General features: G+C 65.6%; 18 protein-coding genes. 12 read left to right on the top strand and 6 right to left on the bottom strand.

The features are described from left to right. The first annotated feature begins 4 nt into the window (after window positions 1–4). The 3 genes from C477_RS00550 to C477_RS00540 are packed head-to-tail and all read left to right on the top strand — an operon-like array spanning window position 5 to window position 2431. Window positions 5–1069: an ABC transporter ATP-binding protein gene (locus C477_RS00550; RefSeq protein WP_049914042.1), complete on the top strand. Its 1065-nt coding sequence runs from the start codon at window positions 5–7 to the stop codon at window positions 1067–1069. After that, window positions 1066–2154: an ABC transporter ATP-binding protein gene (locus C477_RS00545; protein WP_085944973.1), complete on the top strand. Its 1089-nt coding sequence runs from the start codon at window positions 1066–1068 to the stop codon at window positions 2152–2154. Before C477_RS00550 ends, C477_RS00545 begins: the two co-directional genes overlap by 4 nt. Window positions 2155–2203: 49 nt before the next feature. Beyond that, window positions 2204–2431: a hypothetical protein gene (locus C477_RS00540; RefSeq protein ID WP_239641825.1), complete on the top strand. Its 228-nt coding sequence runs from the start codon at window positions 2204–2206 to the stop codon at window positions 2429–2431. A 208-nt stretch (window positions 2432–2639) separates the two neighbouring features. Here the strand turns inward: C477_RS00540 and C477_RS00535 are convergent, their stop codons facing one another. Next, on the bottom strand, window positions 2640–3404 hold the full coding sequence (locus C477_RS00535) for an IclR family transcriptional regulator (RefSeq protein ID WP_008892463.1): 765 nt from the start codon (window positions 3402–3404) through the stop codon (window positions 2640–2642). 392 nt (window positions 3405–3796) lie between these two features. On the opposite strand from C477_RS00535, the gene C477_RS00530 reads away from it, so the two are divergent. From C477_RS00530 to C477_RS00520, 3 genes are all read left to right on the top strand, one after another. Then, entirely contained in the window at window positions 3797–4309 is a 513-nt protein-coding gene (locus tag C477_RS00530) for a LutC/YkgG family protein (RefSeq protein WP_008892462.1), read from the top strand. Then, complete coding sequence (locus C477_RS00525) at window positions 4309–6534, top strand: LUD domain-containing protein (protein WP_008892461.1); 2226 nt, start codon at window positions 4309–4311, stop codon at window positions 6532–6534. The genes C477_RS00530 and C477_RS00525 overlap by 1 nt, the downstream gene beginning before the upstream one ends. Window positions 6535–6661: 127 nt before the next feature. Next, window positions 6662–7504 (top strand): fumarylacetoacetate hydrolase family protein, encoded by an 843-nt coding sequence (locus C477_RS00520; protein WP_008892460.1) that lies wholly within the window; start codon window positions 6662–6664, stop codon window positions 7502–7504. A 3-nt stretch (window positions 7505–7507) separates the two neighbouring features. Here C477_RS00520 and C477_RS00515 read toward each other — a convergent pair whose 3' ends face one another. The 3 genes from C477_RS00515 to C477_RS00505 form a co-directional block, all read right to left on the bottom strand. After that, the gene (locus C477_RS00515; RefSeq protein ID WP_049914039.1) at window positions 7508–8377 is read right to left on the bottom strand and encodes an amidohydrolase family protein; all 870 of its coding nucleotides are present in this window, start codon (window positions 8375–8377) and stop codon (window positions 7508–7510) included. A gap of 93 nt (window positions 8378–8470) precedes the next feature. Further along, window positions 8471–10186, bottom strand: a complete 1716-nt coding sequence (locus tag C477_RS00510; RefSeq protein WP_008892458.1) for a glycoside hydrolase family 97 protein — start codon at window positions 10184–10186, stop codon at window positions 8471–8473. Window positions 10187–10328: 142 nt separating this feature from the next. Next, window positions 10329–11363, bottom strand: a complete 1035-nt coding sequence (locus C477_RS00505; RefSeq protein WP_008892457.1) for a zinc-dependent alcohol dehydrogenase — start codon at window positions 11361–11363, stop codon at window positions 10329–10331. 214 nt (window positions 11364–11577) lie between these two features. Here C477_RS00505 and C477_RS00500 point away from each other — a divergent pair, with 214 nt between their 5' ends. The 6 genes from C477_RS00500 to C477_RS00475 all read left to right on the top strand — a co-directional run bounded on the left by C477_RS00500 (window position 11578) and on the right by C477_RS00475 (window position 19724). Beyond that, window positions 11578–14847 carry a family 78 glycoside hydrolase catalytic domain gene (locus C477_RS00500; protein ID WP_008892456.1) on the top strand — a complete coding sequence of 1090 codons (3270 nt, stop codon included), beginning with the start codon at window positions 11578–11580 and terminating at the stop codon, window positions 14845–14847. Window positions 14848–14965: 118 nt separating this feature from the next. After that, entirely contained in the window at window positions 14966–16597 is a 1632-nt protein-coding gene (locus tag C477_RS00495; RefSeq protein ID WP_083870217.1) for a sodium:solute symporter family transporter, read from the top strand. 4 nt (window positions 16598–16601) lie between these two features. Beyond that, complete coding sequence (locus tag C477_RS00490) at window positions 16602–16871, top strand: hypothetical protein (protein WP_008892454.1); 270 nt, start codon at window positions 16602–16604, stop codon at window positions 16869–16871. A 109-nt stretch (window positions 16872–16980) separates the two neighbouring features. Beyond that, window positions 16981–18186, top strand: coding sequence for an L-rhamnonate dehydratase (gene rhcD, locus C477_RS00485; RefSeq protein ID WP_008892453.1), 1206 nt, complete (start codon window positions 16981–16983; stop codon window positions 18184–18186). Window positions 18187–18189: 3 nt separating this feature from the next. Continuing rightward, complete coding sequence (locus C477_RS00480) at window positions 18190–19221, top strand: LLM class flavin-dependent oxidoreductase (protein ID WP_008892452.1); 1032 nt, start codon at window positions 18190–18192, stop codon at window positions 19219–19221. Between the two features lie 197 nt (window positions 19222–19418). Next, the gene (locus C477_RS00475) at window positions 19419–19724 is read left to right on the top strand and encodes an L-rhamnose mutarotase (protein ID WP_008892451.1); all 306 of its coding nucleotides are present in this window, start codon (window positions 19419–19421) and stop codon (window positions 19722–19724) included. 506 nt (window positions 19725–20230) lie between these two features. On the opposite strand, the gene C477_RS00470 is transcribed toward C477_RS00475, so the two are convergent. Both C477_RS00470 and C477_RS00465 read right to left on the bottom strand, forming a co-directional pair. Next, on the bottom strand, window positions 20231–21220 hold the full coding sequence (locus C477_RS00470; protein ID WP_008892450.1) for a hydroxyacid dehydrogenase: 990 nt from the start codon (window positions 21218–21220) through the stop codon (window positions 20231–20233). Window positions 21221–21267: 47 nt separating this feature from the next. Then, window positions 21268–22089, bottom strand: a complete 822-nt coding sequence (locus tag C477_RS00465) for a sugar phosphate isomerase/epimerase family protein (RefSeq protein WP_152423237.1) — start codon at window positions 22087–22089, stop codon at window positions 21268–21270. Window positions 22090–22126: the final 37 nt, after the last annotated feature.

Raw genomic sequence — 22126 nt, 5'->3', positions numbered from 1 at the left:
ACGCATGAGTAACTCAGACACGATCGTGGAGGTCCGCGACCTCAACGTCACGTTCGAGATGAACCGTGGACAGTCGCGCGTCGTCCGCGACGCCGATCTCGACGTCGCTCGCAACGAGACGCTCGGCATCATCGGCGAAAGCGGGAGCGGAAAGTCCATGCTCGCCTCGTCGTTTCTCAACGCCGTCGTCGAACCCGGCGTCTCGACCGGCGAGGTCACCTACCATCCGGACGACGGCGAACCGGTCTCCGTGCTGGACCTCTCCGAGTCCGAACTGAACCGGTTCCGCTGGGAGGAGATCGCTATGGTGTTCCAGGGGGCGATGAGTTCGTTCAACCCCGTCACGACGATTCGGACGCACTTCAGGGAGACCCTGCAGGACCACAACCGGGATATTCCCGCCGGAATGGATCGCGCGCGCGAACTCTTAGAGAGCGTCTATCTCGATCCGGACCGGATCCTCGACTCGTACGCCCACGAACTCTCCGGCGGGATGAAACAGCGCGCGCTCATCGCGCTCTCGCTGGTCCTCGAGCCGGACGTCCTCGTTCTCGACGAGCCGACGGCCGCGCTGGACCTGCTGATGCAGCGCTCGATCGTCACGCTCCTGCGCGACCTCCAGGCGGAGTACGATCTGACGCTCGTGTTCATCACGCACGACCTCCCGCTGTTGACCAAGCTCGCCGACCGCATCGCCGTGATGTACGCGTTCAACATCGTCGAAATCGGGACGACGGACGACCTGCTCTACAACGCGTCGCACCCGTACACGCGCGCGCTCCTCGACACGACGCCGGATCTGAACGTGCCGGTCGAGGAGATGAACATCATCGAGGGGAGCAAGCCGGATCCGGTCGACCACATTCCGGGCTGTTCGTATCACCCCCGGTGTCCGATGGCCGACGAACGATGCCGATCCGACGACCCGCCGATGATGACGGTAAGCAACTCCCACGAGTCCGCGTGTTTCTACTACGACGAGGCCGACGACGCCGTGACGATCAGCGCCGCGCCCGAGACCCGCCCGGCGAGCGGTCAAAGCGCCGCGACCGACGGGGGTGAGAACTGATGGCGTCCGACCCGATGCTCTCGATGGACGGCGTCTCTGTCGAGTTCACCGACGACGGTGGCGTGCTCGATCTCTTCGGCGACTCGGAGACGGTCCGCGCGGTCAACGACGTCTCCCTCGAGCTCGGCGAAGAGGAGACGCTCACGCTGATCGGCGAGAGCGGCTGCGGGAAATCGACGCTCGGAAAGACGGCGATCGGCGCCCAGAAGCCGACCAGCGGAACGGTCAGCTACCGCGGCCAGGACATCTGGGAGGCGCGAAACGATTCCAAAAACGCGTCGATCCCGTTCGACGAGATCCGCCACTCGCTCCAGATCATCCACCAGGATCCGGGGAGCGCGCTCAACCCGAACCAGCGGATCCTCACTTCGCTGCAGCTCCCGCTGAAGAAGTGGTACCCCGAACTCGGCCGCGAGGAGCGGGAGGAGCGCATCCACACGCTGTTCGAGCGCGTCGGGATGTCGCCGCCAAGCGATTACCTGAACCGGTACCCCCACCAGCTGAGCGGCGGGGAAACCCAGCGCGCGGTCCTCGTTCGCGCGCTGTTGTTGAACCCCGATCTGATCCTGGCCGACGAGGCCATCTCGGCGCTTGACGTCTCCCTGCGCGTCGAGATGATGGACCTCATGCTCGAGTTGCAGGACCTGTTCCAGACCTCGTACCTGTTCATCTCCCACGACCTCTCGAACGCGCGGTACATCGCCGAGAAGTCCGGCGGGCGGATCGCAGTGATGTACCTCGGCGAGATCGTCGAGATCGGCACCGTCGAGGAGATCGTCGAGAACCCCCAACACCCCTACACGAAGGCGCTGCAGTGGGCGACGGCGAACCTCTACGAGGACGAAGACGACGAGGAGTTCCCCTTGCGGAAGATCGACGTCCCCGATCCGACGAACCTCCCCTCCGGCTGCAGCTTCCACCCGCGCTGTCCGAACGCTCGAGAGGTGTGCAAACGCCAGCATCCGGGGCGAATCCACGCGGGCGGCGACGAGGAGAACTACGCGCGGTGCTTCCGGGCGGACGACACCCACGAGTACTGGCATAGCCCCGAGATAGCGGACGAACCGCCGGTCGATTCACCGTGAGCGGCCGTTTCCCAACACAGCAATGTCCGACATGACCGACACTACCACGATGGAACCGTCCAGCGAATCGAACGCAGAACGCCGCCGATCCGTGAGCCTCCCCGGCAGTCGGGCGCTCCGGATCTCGATCGCCGTCGCGATCGCGTTGATGGGCGCCGGGATACTCCTCTTCGACGGGCCGATGGCGGGCGTCCTCGGGCTGTGGGGGCTTTCGCTTCTCGGGGCCGCTATCGTCGGGTCCGTCGCGTACCGAATCTGGTATCGCTACGGCTCGTAGCGCCGCCGCTCGATCGCTTTTGTACGTTGTCCGTGCTCGTCAGCTGTCGATAGCACCGCCTGCGGCGTCGTGCCGTCGACCCCACGAGTACGGTTCTCCACCCCAACTGAGCCCAGCGGCCGGCACCCTCGTCGATACGGTCCACGGCGTCCCTCGCGATGTCGTCTCGTCCAACGAACGACGCCGCCGATCGGTAACGGCCGACGGCTCAGGAGTAGGTCATGTTCACTTCGATGACGTTCGCGGTGCTCAGAACGGTCTTTGGAATCTCGGTCCTGAACGTCTCGTCGTTGAATCGGTTCGTCGGCCCCGAGACGCTGATCGCTCCGAGGGGGTCCCCGTCACCGTCGCAGATCGGGGCCGCGACACACCGCATTCCGGCGACCCGTTCTTCGTCGTCGATCGCGTACCCCCGTTCGCGGATCTCCGCCAGCTGGCTCTTGAGTTCGTCGGCGTCCGTGAGCGTCTTCTCGGTCACACGGGGGAGACCGTGGCGTTCGATTACCTCGTCGACGGCCGACTCGGGTCGCTTCGATAGGATCGCCTTCCCCAGCGCGGTGGTGTGGAGGTGCACGCGCTTGCCGATGTGCGTGTCGAGGTTCACGGCGTCTCGGCCTTTCGCCTTGTTGAGGAAGATTCCCTTGCCGTGCTCTTCGATCATGAGATTCGCGTGCTCGCCCGTTTCCTCCGCCAACTTCTCGATTTCGGGAGAGGCGATCTGGTACAGCTTCATCTGACTGCGAGCGAACCCGCCTAACTCGAGAAATCGCGCGCCGACGTGGTAGTCGCCGTTCCGCTTGACGAGATACTCGGCCTCGTTCAGGGTCTGGAGGTGGTCGTGAACCGTGCTCTTGGGCATCTCGAGTTCGTCGGCGAGTTCGGAGACGCCGGCCCCGTTGAGTTCGTGCAGCGTCTCGATGATCCTGAACGTCGTCGCGGCGGCCTGAACCGGCTGTCGTGGTTTGCTGGACATACACACGCATACAACTAGGATATATTTAATAGTTGTCCGGCCACGCCGGACGTCACGCTCCACGCGGTCTCCCGCTCGGCTGCGGGTAACTGCCGCGGCGACTCGGGCGGAGACCCCGCCTTTCCGTCGAAACCGCCAGCCGACTCGGCCGTGCGGCGGCGCGTGTGTCTCCGCTTGAGCCGATACCGACGCGTCCGTCCGGTTGCCGTGTTGGTGCGCTTCGCTGTCACCGGACGAATTCGCTCGGCTCTCGACTCCGACCGACCGCGATCCGGGTGCGTCGACTCCGATACGGTCCTGCCCGCTGCGCGATCGATCGGCACGTTCGTCGCGCGATATGGTGGTCAATGACAAGATCCAAATCCCTGGCCTCGGTTACTCACGACCACGCAATGCAGACACAGCTAGAGACGTTCGAGACGAACCTCGGCAGCGTCCGGACCGCCGTTACCCGGACCTCGCCGGCCGCGTTCCAGGACGCGCTCGCCGACGTCGTCGACGAGCCCGCCATCGGCGCGCCGCTTCCCTTCGCGGACGTTTCGCTCGAGGGGACCGGCGTCGTCCTCGAGCCGACGCCCGACCAGCTCCGCGAGGCGGCCTGCGGCGTCACGGCCGCCGCGCTCGGCGTCGCCGACTACGGGACGGTCGTCCTCGAGTCGACGCCGGCGGGTGCCGAACTCGCCGGGCTCTTCCCCGACCGGCACGTGGTCGTCGTCCGCGAGCGGGATCTCGTCGACGACATGGCCGCGGCGTTCGAGCGCTTGGGCGAGCGGTTCCGCGACGGCGACGACGACGCCGTGCTCGCGACCGGTCCGAGCGCGACCGCCGACATGGGCGAACTGGTGTACGGCGTGCACGGCCCGCGAGAGACCCACGCGATCATCGTGGAGGACGACGCGGAATAATGTCGAGCGAACGATCCCGGAAGGCCGAGCGGATCCGTCAGATCATGGCCACGGAGGGCGACAGCGTCGAGCGCAACGCCCGCGGGTTCAACGAGGGCCGATACGAGTCCGTCGCCCGACTCGAGGACTACGACGCCTACAAGGACCGGGCGCGGGCGATCAAGGAGGACGCGATCGAGCGCCTCCCCGAACTGATCGAGCGGGTGCGCGAGACGGTCGAGGAAAACGGCGGGACCGTCTACGTCGCCGACGACGCCGCCGACGCGAACCGGTACGTCCGCGAACTAGCCCGCGAGCGGGACGCCGAGACCGTCGTCAAGTCGAAATCGATGACGACCGAGGAGATCGACCTCAACGAGGCCCTCGCCGCCGAGGGCTGCGACGTCTGGGAGACCGATCTCGGCGAGTTCGTCCTGCAGGTGGCCGACGAGGCGCCCAGCCACCTCGTCGCGCCGGCGATCCACCAGTCCCGGGAGGAGATCGCCGCCCTGTTCAACGAGTACTTCGACCCGGATACGGAACTCGAGACGGCCGAAGAGTTGACCGCGTTCGCACGGGAGTATCTCGGCGAACGAATCGAGGACGCGGACATCGGCGTCACCGGCGCGAACTTCGTGACCGCGGACACGGGGACGATGGCGCTGGTCACCAGCGAAGGGAACGCTCGAAAGACCGTCGCCGTGCCCGACACCCACGTCGCCGTGGCGGGCGTCGAGAAGATCGTGCCGACGTTCGAGGACCTCCAGCCGTTCGTCGAACTGATCGCGCGCTCGGGGACGGGCCAGGACATCACCTCCTACGTCTCGCTGTTCTCGCCGCCGGTGTCGACGCCGCCGGTCGACTTCGACGACGACGGGCCGATCGCCGACGACCCGGCCGACCGGGAGTTCCACCTCGTCTTGCTGGACAACGGCCGGATGGACATGCGCGAGGACGACCAGCTCCGGGAGACGTTGTACTGCATCCGCTGCGGTGCGTGCTCGAACTCGTGTGCGAACTTCCAGTCCGTCGGCGGCCACGTCTTCGGCGGCGAGACCTACTCGGGCGGGATCGCGACCGGTTGGGAGGCCGGCGTTCACGGTCAGGAGTCGGCCGACGAGTTCAACGACCTCTGTACCGGCTGCTCGCGGTGTGTCAACCAGTGCCCGGTGAAGATCGACATCCCATGGATCAACACGGTCGTCCGCGACCGGCGCAATCGCGGGGCCGAGGACGGTCGACTCGACTTTCTGGTCGAGGGGCTCTCGCCGGACGAAGAGCCAGCCGGGATGGACCTGCAAAAGCGCTTCTTCGGCAACTTCTCGACGCTGGCGAAACTCGGCTCAGCGACCGCGCCCGTGTCGAACTGGGTCGCGGAGACGCTGCCCTCGCGGCTGGCCATGGAACGCGTCCTCGGGGTCGATCGCCGCCGGGACCTGCCCGAGTTCGAGCGCGAGACGTTCGTGGAGTGGTTCCGGAACCGCGACGTTCCCCGACCCGTTGACGCCGACTACCACGCGGTCGTCTACCCTGACCTCTACACGAACTACATCCGGACCGACCGCGGGAAGGCGACGGTGCGAACGCTCGAGGCGCTGGGCGTCGCGGTCGAGGTCCCCGAGGTCGCCTCCTCGGGCCGCGCGCCGCTCTCCCAGGGGATGATCGCCACCGCGGAAGACCACGCCCGCGAGGTTTCCGCGGATCTCGAGCCCTACCTCGAAGCGGGGTACGACGTCGTCGCCGTCGAGCCCAGCGACCTCGCGATGTTCCGCGGCGAGTACGAGCGACTGCTCGACGAGCGACGCTACCAAGCCATCACCGAGCGCAGCTACGAGGTCTTCGAGTACGTCTACGGCCTGCTGGAGAACGGGGTCGATCCCGCGCCGTTGCGGAGCGCTGACAACGGGAACGGCGTCGGCTCCGACCTCGCGTACCACTCCCACTGCCAGCAGCGGACGCTCGAACTCGAGGCCTACACGACGGACGTCCTCGAACGGCTGGGCTACGACGTCCGCACCTCCGATGTCGAGTGTTGCGGGATGGCTGGGAGCTTCGGCTACAAGCGCGAGTACTACGAGTTGAGCGTGGATGTCGGCGACCGACTGCAAGAACAGTTCGAGGCGCCCGACGCCGCCGATCGAACGGTCGTCGCGAGCGGGACGTCGTGTCTCGAGCAGTTGGACGGCCTCCTCGCTCGGCAGCCGCGGCATCCGGTCTCGCTGGTCGACCCGGACGGGTCCGAGTGATCTCCGGACGGTTTCGGTCCACCGGACGAGACCGGTTCGCTCGGCGAGTCCGTGCGACGGGGCGGATGGTTCCGCCTGCGATCCGTCGAGAGAAAGATTCAAGATTCAGGACCGGAATTTCGAGACGATGCAATTCGTTCGATTCGCGACCGACGGCGGCGTCCGCTGGGGCGTTTCCGTCGACGACCGGACCTACGCGCTGGACCGCTTCGGAGCACCGTCACTCGAGGACCTCGCCACGCCCGGCTACCGCCGCCGCGTCCAGCGCGCCGTCGAGACCGGCGAACTCCCGGAGATCGACGGTCCCGCGGACGGGGACCGGCTGGTGCCGATCCCCTCCGTCGAGCAGATCATCTGCGTCGGCCTGAACTACTACGACCACGCCGAAGAGCAGGACGAGGAGATCCCCGACACCCCGATGCTGTTCGCGAAATCGCCCGGAAGCGTCACCGGGCCCGACGCGCCGATCGTCCACCCCGAAGACGTCGAGCAGGTCGACTACGAGGTCGAACTCGGCGTCGTCATCGGCCGGACCGCCTGCGACGTCTCGGCTGACGAGGCCGAGGAGTACGTCGCCGGCTATACGGTCGTCAACGACGTCAGCGCGCGCGACGCCCAGTTCGAGGACGGCCAGTTCTTCCGAGGCAAGAGCTACGACACGTTCGCGCCGATGGGGCCGGCCCTGACCGCGCCCGACTCGATCGACGCCAACGACGTCGGCGTCGAACTCCGGGTCAACGGCGAGGTGAAACAGGAGTCCTCGACGGCGGAGTTCATCTTCGACGTCGGCGACACCATCGAGTTCCTCAGCCACCGCATGACGCTCCAGCCCGGTACCGTCATCTCGACCGGCACTCCTGGCGGCGTCGGCATCTTCCGCGACCCGCCGGAACTGCTTTCGCCCGGCGACACGGTCGAAGCCGAGGTCGAGGGGATCGGAACGCTCGAGAACCACGTCGTCGAACAGTAGCGCTCAGATTCCGCACAATTCCCGCATCGCCCGACCGGTGAGCCACTCGCGGTCGTTCTTCGAGAGACAGTCGACGTGCTCGAGCCACCGCAGGCTCTCCTCGTAGCTCGCCTCGTCGCTGACGTTCGGGAAGTCCGAGCCCCAGACGATCCGCTCGCGGCCGAAGGTCTCGAGCAGCCAGCGGACGTGGTCGTGCATGTCGGCGTAGGGGAACCCCTCCTCCGAGCGGTGGACGACCTCGGAAATCTTCACGGCGACGTCGTACCCGTCGACGGCGAGGGGCTCGAGTGCGGCGAGCGCTTCGCCGGGTGGGACCTCGGGACCGGCGTGACAGAAGTGATCGAGCGCGTAGGAGAGCTCGGGATAGGTCTCGACGAGGTCGAGCACCTGCTCGAGCTGGTCCACGTGGGCCAGGATCTGGACCAGCGCGTCGGTCTCGCGCGCGGCCTCCCAGAACGCGGTCTCGTCGACCGCCTCGCGCAGCCACTCGACACCGGGATCGAACGTCTCCCACATGCGATCGTACGGGCAGATCGCCCCGAGGCGGACGCCGAGCACGCCGTCGACGGCCATCGCCTCGCGCAGCCGGTCGGCCGCGCCGTCGGCGAACGGGTCGAGCATCACGATCCCGGTGAGGTCGTCGTGCTCCTCGACGCACTGGACGGTGTACCAGTTGTCGGTCCACTCGCAGATCGGGTAGCCGACGACCACCGCCTCGTCGATACCGACGGCGTCCATATCCTTGAGGAGCTTCTCGGCGGTGTAGACCGTGTCGACGTCGAACTCGTCGACGGTTTCGACGAGCGGGCCGTTCACCCAGGGGTGGTCCCGGTTCGGTTGCGCCCAGGCGTGAGTATGCGTATCAAATACCATCGTTCACGACCAGTGACGGATCCGACGATACTAAACCTTGTGAGAAAACGACAGTCGCATCGCGACCGGGAGAGCGGTCCCCGACGGTCGGCCTCAGAGCCGGACGACGAAGCCGCCGTTCTCCGCGACCGACACGCGAAGCGATTCGTCCGGCGAGACTGTGCGTTCGTACTCCTCGAGGCCGTGTTCCTCGTCGGCGTCGGTCGCGATGACGGCCGTCGTCTTCCCGTCGAGAAACGAGAGCGGAACCTCGATCGAACCCGCCGGACCGGCGGTGATCGAGCCGACGAACCAGTCGTCGCCCGCCCGTCGCGCGAACGTGGCCTCCGATCCGGGTCGGCCGCGGAGGAACCTCGTCTCGTCCCAGGCCGCCGGCACGGCCTCGAGGACGCGCTCTGCGATCGGGTACGACTCGTAGATCTCGATGCCGTCGGCGTAGTGCTGAAGTCCGGACTCGTAGACGACCGACAGCGCGAGTTCGTGGCCCGCCGACGTCGCGCGCCGATCGGCGGAGAACGTCACGGGCGTGTAGTCCATCGGACCGACGACGTTGCGGGTGAAGGGGAGCGTCGCGTTGTGTTCGGGCGTATTCGTCGTCCACTTGTAGTACTCGGCGCCGCGAACGCCCTCGTAGGTCATGACGTGGGGCCAGCGCCGACGGAGTCCCGTCGGGACGGCCGACCCGTGGAAGTTCACGGTCAGTTCGTGTTCGGCGGCGTCGCGAGCGAGGTCGTCGTAGAACTGCATCCGCCCCTGGTCGTCGCTGTCCATGAAGTCGACCTTGACGCCGGCGACGCCCCACTCGGCCCACCTCGAGAGGCGCTCCTCGCGCTTGGACTCCGTGTTCAGGTCGATGAAGTGCGACCAGAGTTCGACGTCGATGCCGGTGTCGTTCGCGTACGCGACGAGGTCGGGGAGCCACTCGTCGTCCCAGCCGGCGTCGACCAACACGTACTCCCACCCTCGCTCCGCGGCGTAGTCGACGTACGCACGCTCCTCCTCGAGCGACCGGACGCTCGAGCCGCTCGACCACCACGACCACGCGACGCGGCCTGGTTCGACCCAGTCGCCGTCGATCCGCGGCCCGTCGACGAGGTCGGTCGGGAGCGTCGACTCGACCACGGTCGCGAGGTCGCCGATGATCGCGACGCGCCACGGCGTCGTCGCGGGGTCGTTGGCCCACACGTGTGACGTCGGATGGGACTCGGGAAATCCGATGTCGACGCCCGGCGCGTCGTCGCGCGTCCCGACGAGTCGGCCGGCCATCCAGTCGCCGTCGACGCCGGCCTCGCAGACGAGCGCCCAGGTGTCGTCAACGTGAAAGAGGCCGGGGAGATTGTACTCTCCGTCGACGGCTGTTACCGGGATCTGCCGGCTGTGTCCCTCGTGGTTGGCCTGGTAGTCGGAGAGCCACGCGACGGCGCCCGGCGGGAACCGAAAGCCGGACTCGTCGCCCGGGTGGAGATACTCGTCCCGCTCGCCTCGCAACCGGTATCGGTACGCGATTCCGTCGTCCGCGGCGCGGATCTGGAGCTCCACCGAGCCGCCGTCGCCCTCGAACGAGAGCGTCTTCTCGACCGCTCGGTGGCGCGGACTCGACCGTTTCCCGTGAACGAGTTCGTACGAGTCGTCGATCGTCCGGGTTCGCACGTCGTCGAGCTCGAACTCCTCGGGAAACGAGCCGTACGGCGTCGGAAGCCCGTAGGGCGACGGTTCGAAAACCGTCTCTCCGGATCGGTCGACGCGTAACGTTCCGTTCGGGTCCACGTCGACCGTGATCGCACCGTCGGGATCCGTGAGCTGAACCATACGCACCGTCCTCGAGTCATCAATATCAAAGATTCGACTTGTAATTCCGTGAGCGGAGAGACGGTGCCGTTAGGCTGGTCGGACGCCGTCGATGACGGCCGATGCGCCGGTAAGCGGGCGCACCTGCAGGAGAGGCGATCGCTCAGCTGTCCGCAAACGAGAAGACCGGCTTGCACGTCTCCGACTCGAGGAACGCCTCGAACGCGGCGGTCGGCTCGTCGACGCTGAACGAGCGATCGATGATCGCGTCGGCGTCGATCGCGCCGGCCGAGAGGAGTCGAATGGCCTGTTCGAAGTTCCGCCAGGTCGAGCCGTAGGAGGTGTTCACGTCGACCTCGCCGCGGACGACCGGCGTCATGAACACTTCGCTGGGGGAGCCGGGGAGACCGACGACGACGACCTGTCCGCCCTTCCGGACGTGGTCGATGGCCATCTCGACGCCGCTCGAGTGACCGGTCGTATCGAACACCGCGTCGAAGCCGACGCCGTCGGTCCGCTCGTCGACGATTGCTTCGAGATCAGTCGCCTCGATATCGATCGTCTCGATCCCGAGGTCTTCGACCAGCGGCAGCCGGTACGTGGTGTCCTTGCCCAGTCCAGAGACGACGACGTCGGCGCCCAGCGAGTCCGCGACGGCCGCGACGAGCACGCCGATCGGGCCGGGCCCTTCGACGAGGACGGTATCGCCCGGTGTCACCGCGGACTGATCGAACACCGCCCGCGTCGCGATGCTGAGCGGCTCGGTGATGCTCGCGTGGCCGAGCGGTACGTCCTCGGGAATCAGGTGCAAATCTCGCGGCCGGACCGTCGTGTACTCGGTGTACGCGCCGTCGTTGTGCATGCCCGTGATCTCGAAGTTCTGGCAGACGTTCGGCTGCCCGTTCTTGCACTGAAAACACGAGCCGCAGTCGTGGATCGGCTCCTCGACGACGTGGTCGCCGACCGCGAAGTCGGTGACGTCGTCGCCGACTTCGACGACCTCGCCGGAGTACTCGTGGCCCATGGTTCGGGGAATCGGAATCCACTCGTAGCCGTCTTCGTACTTGTACGCGTGCGCGTCGCTACCACAGAGTCCCGCCGAGTGAACGCGAACGAGCACCTCGTCGTCGTCGGGGACGGCCTTCTCGCGCTCGCGGATCTCGATGGCTCTGGGACCGGTATGTACTATGGCCTTCATCTAGGGTTACCTCGCTCTGGTCGAGCTATCAATACGTGGGGGACTCTCACATATATAACTTTAGGTGCAATCGACCGGCCGTCGACTGATTGCGGGCGGTACCAGCCGACCCACCGTTCCCCTCGATTACGAACGCGTGGAACTGTCACGCTGTACCGCCGTCTCTCGAGGGCTCGGGCAAACATTTACGGGCGGAACCGGTGACATCGGAGTCATGTCTTCGGTAGCCGATACCGCGGGTGACCGTCGCCCGACGGATCTTCGAGTCGAGTACGAACCGGCCCCGACGAACGTCGACCCGACGGAACCGCCTCGGTTCTCGTGGCGCGTTTCGACCGATGCTCGCGGAACTCGCCAGACCGCGTATCGGATCGTGGTCGGTCACGACAGGAGTGCGGTCGGCTCCGGTCGGGGCTCGCTCTGGGACTCCGGCCGCGTCGAATCGTCGCTGTCGACGAACGTTCCATACGACGGTCCCGACCTCGGTTCCGACACGCGGTATCACTGGTCGGTGAAACTCTGGACCGACGAGGGTGAAACCGATTGGGCGGACCCGTCTGCTTTCGTCACGGCGCTGCGCCCCGAGCGGTGGTGTGGCGAATGGATAACCCACCAGCCGGGAGCGGGAGACACCAACGGGTGGCGAAGCCGGTGGCGGAGCGCGGACGAATCGGTCGAAGAGTGGGTCCAGGTGGACCTCGGCTCCAGCCGACGGATCACGGCCGTCGATCTTCACCCGTCGTCGCCGGTCACCGTCGTTCGAACGCCGGACGACGTGGCGGTCACGAGATCCTGGTTCGACAACCCGCTCGACGGCTTCGGCTTTCCGAACGCCTATCGGATCGAGGTCGCGGACGATCCGCGATTCGAATCCTCGACGACCGTCCTCGAGGTCGACGCGTCCGACGAAGCCGACGGCGAGCCCCCGGATGACGTCCCCGAGGAGACGGAACCCGTCCGCACGCACGACGGATTCGAGGCCGACGGCCGGTACGTGCGGGTCACCGCGACGGACCGCTTCGCGTTCGAACCGCTCGCCGAGGAGTCGTCTCACGCCCAGAGTGCGGGTCGGCGGACCGAACGCGTCGACGCCTGGCAGTGTTTCGCGTTGGCGGCGCTCGAGGTGCGAAACGGGAACGAAGACCTGGCTCGCGGACGACCGGTCGAGGCCTCGTCGTCCGTCGAAACCGACGCGTGGGGCCGCGATCACCTCGCGAACGGGCGCGTCGCGTCCGAACTCGCGGCGACGTCGCCACTGCTGCGGACGGAGTTCGCTCTCGAGGAACCGGTCGAATCGGTCCGCGCCCACCTCGCCGCCGTCGGCTACGGCGAACTCCACGTCAACGGCGAACGGGTCTGCGATCACCGGCTGAATCCCGCCTGGACGGACTACGAGAAGCGCGTCTGCTACTCGAGTTACGATCTGACCGACCGGGTCGCGGTCGGCGAGAACGCGATCGGCGTGTGGCTCGGTCGCGGCTGGTTCTCGAAGGGGGGTGCCTACTGGGTTCCCGACGGCTCTCCGCGCGCCCGGCTCGTACTGACTGCGACGTTCGAAGACGGCTCGACGCGGACGATCGCGACCGACGGTGACTGGCGGGCGACGGCGAGTCCGATCCGGGAGAACGACATCTACGACGGCGAACTGTTCGACGCTCGACTGTCCGAGGACGGGTGGCGTTCGCCCGGGTTCGACGACAGGGACTGGGATCCCGCATCCGTCGTCGCCGATCCCGGCGGGGCGCTTCGACCGCAGCGCGTCGAACCGATGCGCATCGTCGAGACGTTCGACGTGGCGGAGATTCACGAGCATCCAGACGGCCCGATCCTCGACTTCGGCCAGAACCTGACCGGCTGGCTCGAGATCGAGATCCGGGATCCGGACGAGGGCGACGAGATCACCCTTCGCCACGCCGAACGGCTCACCGAAGACGGGGAGCTGTCGACGACCGACCTTCGGAGCGCGGACGCGACGGACGTCTACGTCGCCGCCGGCGCCGACGGAGAGCGGTACGAGCCGCGATTCACCTACCACGGCTTCCGGTACGCGCAGATCACGGGCTATCCGGGCGGGTTCGATCCGGACCTCGTCACAGCGAAGGTCGTCCACACCGCGATGGACCGTCGCGGAACCTTTTCGTGTTCGAACGAGGATCTCGATCGGGTCCAACACAACGCCGTGTGGGGGCTTCGCGGCAACACGCACTCCGTTCCCGAGGACTGTCCGCAGCGCGACGAACGGTTCGGGTGGACGGGTGACGCCCACATCTCCACGCGGTCGCTCCTGTTCAACTTCGACGCCGCCCGATTCGACGAGAAGTGGGCCCGCGATCACGACGACGTCGCCTCGGAGATGGGCTACGTTCCGGACGTGATTCCGAACAAGGCGAGCGAGGATCCCGCCGATCCGACGTGGTCGATCACGAGGGTGATGATCCCCTGGTATCTCTACCGCCACGACGGGAACGAGCGCCTCCTTCAAGAGCAGTACGAAGGGATGCGAGACTACGTCGAGTACTGGCTCTCGGTCGCGGAGGACGGCATTCTGACGGACGACTACGGGAAGTTCGGCGATTGGCTCGCCTTCGAGAACGTGGACGACCGACGCGGTCTCCCACACGACCTGTACAACACGGCATTCCTCTACCAGGTCACGGATACGTTCGCGAAGATCGCCGCCGTCCTGGAGAACGACGCGGACGCGGACGCGTATCGAAATCGAGCCGATCGGATCGCGGACGCGTTCAACGAGCGATTCTTCGATGCCGACGAGGCCGCGTACGGGCCGGGAACCCAGTCGTCGTACGCGGTTCCGCTCTTTCTCGGTCTGGTTCCCGACTCGAGGGTCGAGTCAGTGGTGGCCAACCTCGTCGAGAAGGTCGAAGCCGACGGTCGCACGCTCAAAACGGGATTCCTCGGGACCAGGCCGCTCCTCCACACGCTCACCGCACACGGTCACGCGGACGTCGCGTACGACGTCGTCAGCCAGCCCGACCGACCCGGCTGGGTGTACATGGCTCGTAACGGGGCGACGACCATGTGGGAACGCTGGGACAGCGACGACCGCGTCGGCGACGGGATGAACTCCTTCAATCACTCACCGTTCACCCACGTCTCGGAGTTCTTCTACGAAGTACTCGCGGGCGTTCGGATCGGCGACCGCCCCGTCACCGACCGCGTGACCGTCGCTCCCGCGCTCGTCGACGATCTCTCGTGGGTCACGGCCAGTCTCGAGACGCGCAACGGCGAGTTAGCGACCGAGTGGCGCCGCGACGCCGACGCCGGGTCGTACGAACTGTCCGTCACCATTCCCTGGAACACGGACGCAACCGTTCGCTTGCCGGACGCCGCCGAGGCCGACGTGGCCGAGTCTGGATCGTCGCTATCCGCCGAGGAGACCGCGGGGATCGAGTCGGTTCGCGAAGACGGTGATTCCCTCGTCGTCGAACTCGGATCCGGCACGTACGAGTTCGCGGTTCGCTAGCGCCGACTCGTCGCTACGGCGCGACCTTCCGAGCGATCTTCCGGCAAGCGATTGCACTTATTATATAATTATTAACGTAAATATTTAATGCAACGCGCGTCGATCGTCGGTATGTACGATGATTGCACTTACCACTGTGGGCCCCTATCCGCTCCAGGGTATCGGCGGACAGACGCTCGTCCTCACCGAATGGATCGCCATCTGCGTGTTTATCGTCGGGTTGGTCGTGTTCGGCGCGTACATGCGTCGGAACACCGCTGACTCCGCGAGCACGTTCCTCGCGGACCGGTCGCTTCCGCCGTCGGTACAGGCGTTCTCGACCGTCGCGACCAATCTGAACGCGAACGACTTCCTCGGACTCGCCGGGTTCGCGTACGCGTACGGGATCATCGTCCTGCTGGGCCCAATTACGAACGCGATCGCCATCGTCCTCGCGACCGTCGCGATCATTCCGTTCATCAGGCAGATACAGGCGTTCTCGCTGGGCGAGTGGCTCACGCGACGCTTCTCGAGACCGGTCGGCGACGCGTACGACTTCATCTGGACGTTCGTCTGGATGTTCGTCAACATGGGGCTGTACATCTACGCCGGCTCGCTCGTTCTGAACACGCTCCTCGGATGGAATCTCTGGCTCTCGATGGGCGCGATCATCGTCGTCGGAACGGCCTACACGATCCTCGGCGGATTCGGCGCCGTCGCCGGCTCGGACACCATCCAGTTCGTCCTCATGTTCGTTCCGCTGATCCTCCTGCTCCCGGTTTCGCTGTACATGGTGGGGGGCATCTCCGGCCTGATCGACGGGCTGGCGACGCACCAGGCGTCGATGACGCCGTCGGATCACCCGCTGGCAGCCGAATTCCCGGTCGGCGGCCCGATCGCGGTGTTCCTGCTGTACTTCGGCTTTCTCGCGTCGGCGATCTCCTACTGGAGCGCCGAATCGCAGGTCCTCCAGCGACCGCTCTCCGCCGAAGATCCGGAATCCGCGCAGATCGGCTACCTGTACACGAGCATCTGGTACGCGATCCTCGTCCCGCTTTTCATCCTCGTCCCGGGGCTCGTCGCCGCCGTCCGCTATCCGAACCTCGAGGTCGCGGATCACGCGATGCCGATGCTCATCAGCGACGTCATGCCGCCGGGTCTGTACGGCGTCGTCGTCGTCGGCCTGATCGCGGGCGTCCTCTCGAGCGTCGACTCGCAACTCAACAACTTCCAGACGCTGTTCACGGAACGGATCTACCGTCGCTACGTGGCGTCGGACCGGAAGCCGTCCCACTACGTTCGGGTCGGTCGGATCGCGGGGATCGTCTTCATGGTCGCCTGTATCGGCGTCGCGTACCTGTTCTCGATGGAGGACTCGATGTACCTCGTCGCGCAGTCGATTCTCGCGACGATCATGCCGACGTTCGCCGCCGTGGCGATCGTCGGTGGTCTCTGGGACGGTTCGACGAGCACGGGTGCGATACTCGGTATCGCGATCGGGTTGGCGGTCAGCGTCTACATGGGGTTCGCGCTCGGACACGAGGCGTTGTACTCTCGCTCGCTGTACGCGTTCCTCCTCGTAATCGGAATCGTCGTGACCGTCAGCCTCCTGACGACCCCGAAAGCCCACGAATCGCCGACCAACTTCGTCGAATCGTCGCTTACCGGGGATTCCGCCACTCTGACCCCGCGAGTGAAGCGAATCGCCGTCGTAACGATCGGCGTCGCGTTCGCGTTACTCGGTTCCGCGATCATCATCTTCCAAGCGTAACACCATGTCAGACGACTCACTCACGCAGACGCAAGACGAACCGATCGATGACCCGCGGGAGCAGCCGGGGTCCGGAACCGACGAGTACGACCTCCCGATCGACCTGTACGCGGGTGCGATCATCCTGATCATGGGCGTCCTGGTCCTCGTGACGCCGCTGTTCGCCGACATGCCGTCGGACGCTCCGTGGAGTCCCACGTCGATGAACCTCATCAGCGGGACGATCTACGTGCTCGTCGGTCTCGTGTTGCTCCGTCGCGCGGACCGCTTCTGAGCGGTCGACCGGTTCGTCGACCGCTCGCTGCCGGGCGTTCGATCGACATCGCGAACACTTATATGGTTGTTTCCCACATCTCGATACGAGTCTATTGGGTTCGACTACCATGGAGATCACAGACATCAACGCGACCAAGATCAGCAACGAGTCGTGGGGCGAGTTTATCGAGTTCCCCCTCGTCACGATCATGTCGAAGTACGAGGAGTACCGGAACGTCGACGGCGAGAACCCCCAGGCCCGCCGCAAGTGGATGGGTCCCGTGGGCGACGTCGTCGTCGAGGTCGAGACGGACGCCGGCATCACCGGCGTCGGCGTCGGGAACTGGGGTACCGGCGCCATCGCCACCGTCGTCGAGGAGACGCTCTCGAAGATCGTGGTGGGCGAGGATCCCACGCAGCGCGAGAAACTCTGGGAGCAACTGTACCGAGCGACGCTGCCCTTCGGTCGGAAGGGCGTCGCCGTCATGGCGATCAGCGCGGTCGATCAAGCCCTGTGGGACATCGCGGGCAAGGAGGCCGGCAAGCCGGTGTACGAACTGCTCGGCGGCCCCACCAAAGACGAGATCCCCGCCTACGCGTCGAACCTCCACCCCGTCGACATGGAGACACTCGAGCGCGAGGCCCAGGAGTACGCCGAGGCCGGCTTCGACGCGGTGAAACTGCGCTTCCCCCACGGACCGGAGGCCGGCCGCTCGGGAATGAAAGAGAACGAGAAAGTCGTCGAGACGGTCCGCGACGCCGTCGGCGACGAACTCGAGATCGCGGCCGACGCCTACATGGGCTGGTCGGTTCGGTACGCGAAGAAAATGCTCGACCGCCTCGAGCCGTACGACATGGCGTGGGTCGAAGAGCCGGTCATCGCCGACGACATCGACGGCTACGCCGAGGTTCGTGAGGCCGCGCCGATGCCGATTTCGGGCGGCGAGCACGAGTTCACCCGCTGGGGGCACGAGGACCTCCTCGAAGCGGAGGCCGTCGACATTCTCCAGCCCGACGTGGGCCGCGTCGGCGGGATCACCGAGATGATGAAGGTGGCTGACATGGCCGAAGTCCACGACGTGCCCGTGATTCCCCACGCCGGCACGAATCCGACGCTGCACGCCATCGCGGCGCACACGAACATGCCCATGGCGGAGTACTTCCCGACCCCGGAGTGGTTCCAGGAACAGCAGGAGGAGAAGGAGTCGACCTACGCCGACGTGATCTTCGAGAACCCGCCCTCGCCCGAGGGCGGGTCGATTCCGCTCCCCGAGGAACCCGGTATCAGTACCCAGCTGAACCGCGAGGCGCTGGAACACTTCGCCGTCGAGTGAGCCATGACTGACGTCACATTCGAGTACAACGTGCCGGTGTTCGCGGGCGCGCCGGAGTCGGGAACGGATCCCTCCCACCGCGACACGCCGTGTTACGAACGACTCGACTGGGAGACCACGAAGGAGGGCGTCCTGAAGGCCGAGGAACTCGGCTTCGACGCCGCCTGGGCGCCCGACCACCTCATGCTCGGCCGTGATCACGCCGAGTACGAGTGCTGGACGCTGCTGTCCGCGCTGGCGGGGCTCACCGACGAGATCAACCTCGGCTCGCTTGTCCTCTGTAACGACTACCGCAACCCCGCGCTCGTCGCGAAGATGGCGGCGACGCTGGACGTGATCTCCGGCGGCCGGCTCGAGCTCGGGCTCGGCGCCGGCTGGCACGAACCCGAGTACGAGGCCTACGGCTGGGAGTACCACGACGGCTTCGAGCGACTGATGCGCTTGGACGAGAGCATCCGTTTGATGAAGGAGATGTGGACAGACGATTCGGGCGACGGCGCCTACTTCGCGGGCGACCACTACGAGATCGACGGCGCCTACTGCGAGCCCGGTCCGATACAGGATCCGCATCCGCCGATCCTCGTCGGCGGACAGGGCGAAGACGTGACGCTCAAACTCGTCGCGAAACACGCCGACGTCTGGAACACGGACGTGTTCAGCGGGAGGGCGGAGACCGTAGCGCACAAGATCGACGTCATCGAGGACCACTGCGAGACGGTCGGCCGCGATCCGGACGAGATCGAGTACTCTTGGGACGGCCACGTCATCTGTACGCGCGACCCCGAGAAGTACGAGCGCCTGCTCGACCTGATGATTCCGATCCAGTTCGAGGAGGAGTACGTCGACCAGGCCGACATCACGACCGAGGAGATCGCCAGCGACTACTTCCTCATGGGCACGCCCGAGGAGTGTGCCGAAGGCATCCAGCGGCGGATCGACGCCGGCGTCACGAAGTTCCAGTGCTGGTTCGTCGACTTCCCCGACACCGGCGGGATGGAACTGTTCGCCGACGAAGTGATGCCGCAGTTCAGGTAGCGCCGCGTTGCAGCCGTCGATCGCCGATCCCGGTCTCGTTTTTGTAGCGGTTCGCTGTTCCTCCGCCGCCGTCGGTCCGTCCTGGGCGCGTCCGAGAGGCATCCGGTACTGCCGGCTATCCGATATCGGCGAGTACCGCTCGAGTGGTCGAGAGTCGGGGGAATAGCTATGGGACTCCCGCTCGATTCGTCTCCCGTATGGCACGCATTGCATTCCATCTGGAACTCGCTGACGGACAGCGCGAGGCGTACCGCGAGGCTCACGAGGACGTCCCGACGTGGCTCGAGGAGACGTATCTCGACTCCGACGCCGGGCTCGAGACCTACAGTGTCTTCGAGTCGGACGGACACGTCTTCGGGTTCATGGAACTCGACGATCCGGACGCGATTCGAAACGTGATGGAGACGAGCGACGCACAGGCCCGCTGGGACGAGGAAATGGACGGGATCATTCTCGACGACGACGCCGATCAGTGGATGGACGAGGTGTATCGAATGATCTGACGGGCACGGCGGATCGTGTGAACCGGTCGCTTTCGGAACGTCATACCGATCATCTTCTCGGCGGAATCGACGATTGGCGCGATCGTCGACTCGCTCTGGTGACCTTCCCCGTGATAGCGTTTATCACGGCCGTCCGGTGCTGCCGGACAGCAGTGAACTTCGCTTCCGAACGCTTCTCCCGCTATAATTCGGTCGGTAGAACGACACTCCGTCGGTAGAGCAGTCGGTGTTTACAGTTGTACGTCTGTAATATTCGTCCGAAGAGCGTCCACTGATAGCAGCGAAATTTCCGGTATCACCGGACGGCGGCTCGGGCGTGTCCGTCGGAGCGCGCCGAACCCAGTCCTGAAGCGCGGGATCTCCTGACTACTCCTAGTCGTCGTCTTTTTTCGTCGGTGGCGAACGCCGAGAGCGGTGCCGCTCGAGCCGAACTCGTCTCCGACCGAACGCGTGAGACGTGTCGACTCGACGATTCCGGCCGAGAGGAATCGGTCGTTACGTCTGTCTTATCGAGTCATCGTCTTCCACTGTCGCCTCGGGATCTCGTGTTCGAGCGATTGGTCCCGCTCGAACCGCTCGATGTCGTCGATGACGGCCTCGGTTAGCGGTCCGCGGATCTGAGAGCCGCCGACGTGCGGAGTGAGCAAGACGTTATCGAGTGCTCGGAGTTCGTGGTCGGCGGGAAGCGGCTCCCGATGATAGACGTCGAAGACGCCGGAGAGTCGACCCGACCGCAGTTCCGCCACGAGCGCCGCTTCGTCGACGATCTCGGCGCGCGCGGTGTTGACGAACAGTGCACCGTCGGGAATCTGCGCCAGGCGATCCGCGTCCAGCATGCCGATCGTCTCTTCGGTCCGCGCCGCGTGAACGGAAACGACCGCTGAGTCCAGCGCCGTCTCCAGATCCGTCAGCGTCGCGAACGGGTACTCCGCTAGCTCTTCCGCGTCTACGTAGGGATCGTAGACACTGGCGGACACGTCGAACGAGGCCATGTGGTCGAGCAGTTTCCGACCGATGGTTCCCAGTCCGACGAGCCCGACGTCTTTCCCGTAGAGCGTCCGAATGTCGACGTCGCCGGCGCCGAACTCGCCCGCTTTCATCGACGCGTCGAGTTCCGGAACGGCCCGCAGTTTCGCGACGATCGAGCCGAACGTGTGTTCCGCCGTATAGTCAGCCATCACGTCGTTGGCGCTCACGACGCGGATCCCCGCGTCGTAGACCGCCTCGGAGACGAGCGTTCCGACGCTCCCGCCGGTGTGGGCGATCAGTTGCAGGTCGTCGGCCGCCTCGAGGACGTCGGCCGTAATTTGCGGACTACCCCACCCCGTGACCAGGACGTCGACGCCGTCGATGCGCTCGCGGAGAGCGTCCTCCGAGAGGTCGTCGGTCGACGGATTCCAGGAAACCGAGCCAAGCGACTCGAGTCGGTGGCGGACCTCGTTCGGGAAGAAGTCGTCTCGGAGTTCTCCCTTCGGTAGCGTGACGAAAATTTCCATATCTCCTGTAACTCTTCCGTTACTATAAACACAGGGGATCCGTCCGCTCACCGTCGGTCGTGGAACCACTCGACGAACGCCGGCAGAGCGACCTCGGGATCGGCGATCGAGGGGTGCCATCGCTTCTCGTGTTCGAAGACGAGCCAGCCGTCGTAGCCTCGATCGCGGAGCGCAGCGACGACGTCGGCCATCGGCAGGTCTCCCTCGCCCGGGACCGCGTACACGTAGCCGTCGTGGGTGGCGTCGTGGTGATCCGGGTCGTAGACGGCGTCTTTCAGGTGGACGTATTCGATCCGGTCACCGAGCGCGTCGAGGGTATCGCGCGGGGACTCGTCGGCGAGGCGAATGGTGTGTGCGGCGTCCCATAGAACGCCGACGTCGTCAGGAAGCTCGTCTAAGAGTTGCTGGCAGTCATCTGAGGCGGTCCAGGCGTCGTGCATTTCGAGGATCCACCGGAAATTTTCTGCGCCGTCGATCGAGAGGATCTCCCGCATGGTTTCGCCCCCAGCACGTGCGAGTTCGGCTCTCGAGTGGACGGCGGGATCGCCGCCGCCGAACACGCGGATACGGTCGACGTCGAATGCGTCGCCGACCTCGACCAGCCTGCGCGCCTCCGCCACGTGGGCCGAACGGTCGTCGGTTTCACAGAGAGTAATGCTCGAGCTGAGGGCACTGATGCTCAGCCCGGCGGATTCGAGTCTCGACCGCGTTTCGTCGGCTCGCTCGGTGAACAGGGGATGGCGCGTGACGTCGATCTCGTCCCGGTAGCCACGGAAGTCCACGCCGTCGTAGCCGGCGTCCCGGCCGACGGACAGTATTCGCTCGAGATCCCAGTCGGGACAGCCGAGCGTCGACAGTGCGAGTTGCATGGTCGCCATAACTCGTCGATCGCATGTAGGTTTTTGT

This window comes from Haloterrigena salina JCM 13891, from assembly GCF_000337495.1.
Taxonomy (GTDB): domain Archaea; phylum Halobacteriota; class Halobacteria; order Halobacteriales; family Natrialbaceae; genus Haloterrigena; species Haloterrigena salina.
Note: the sequence above shows the minus strand (reverse complement) of the source record. Positions and strands in the feature narration are given on the sequence as shown.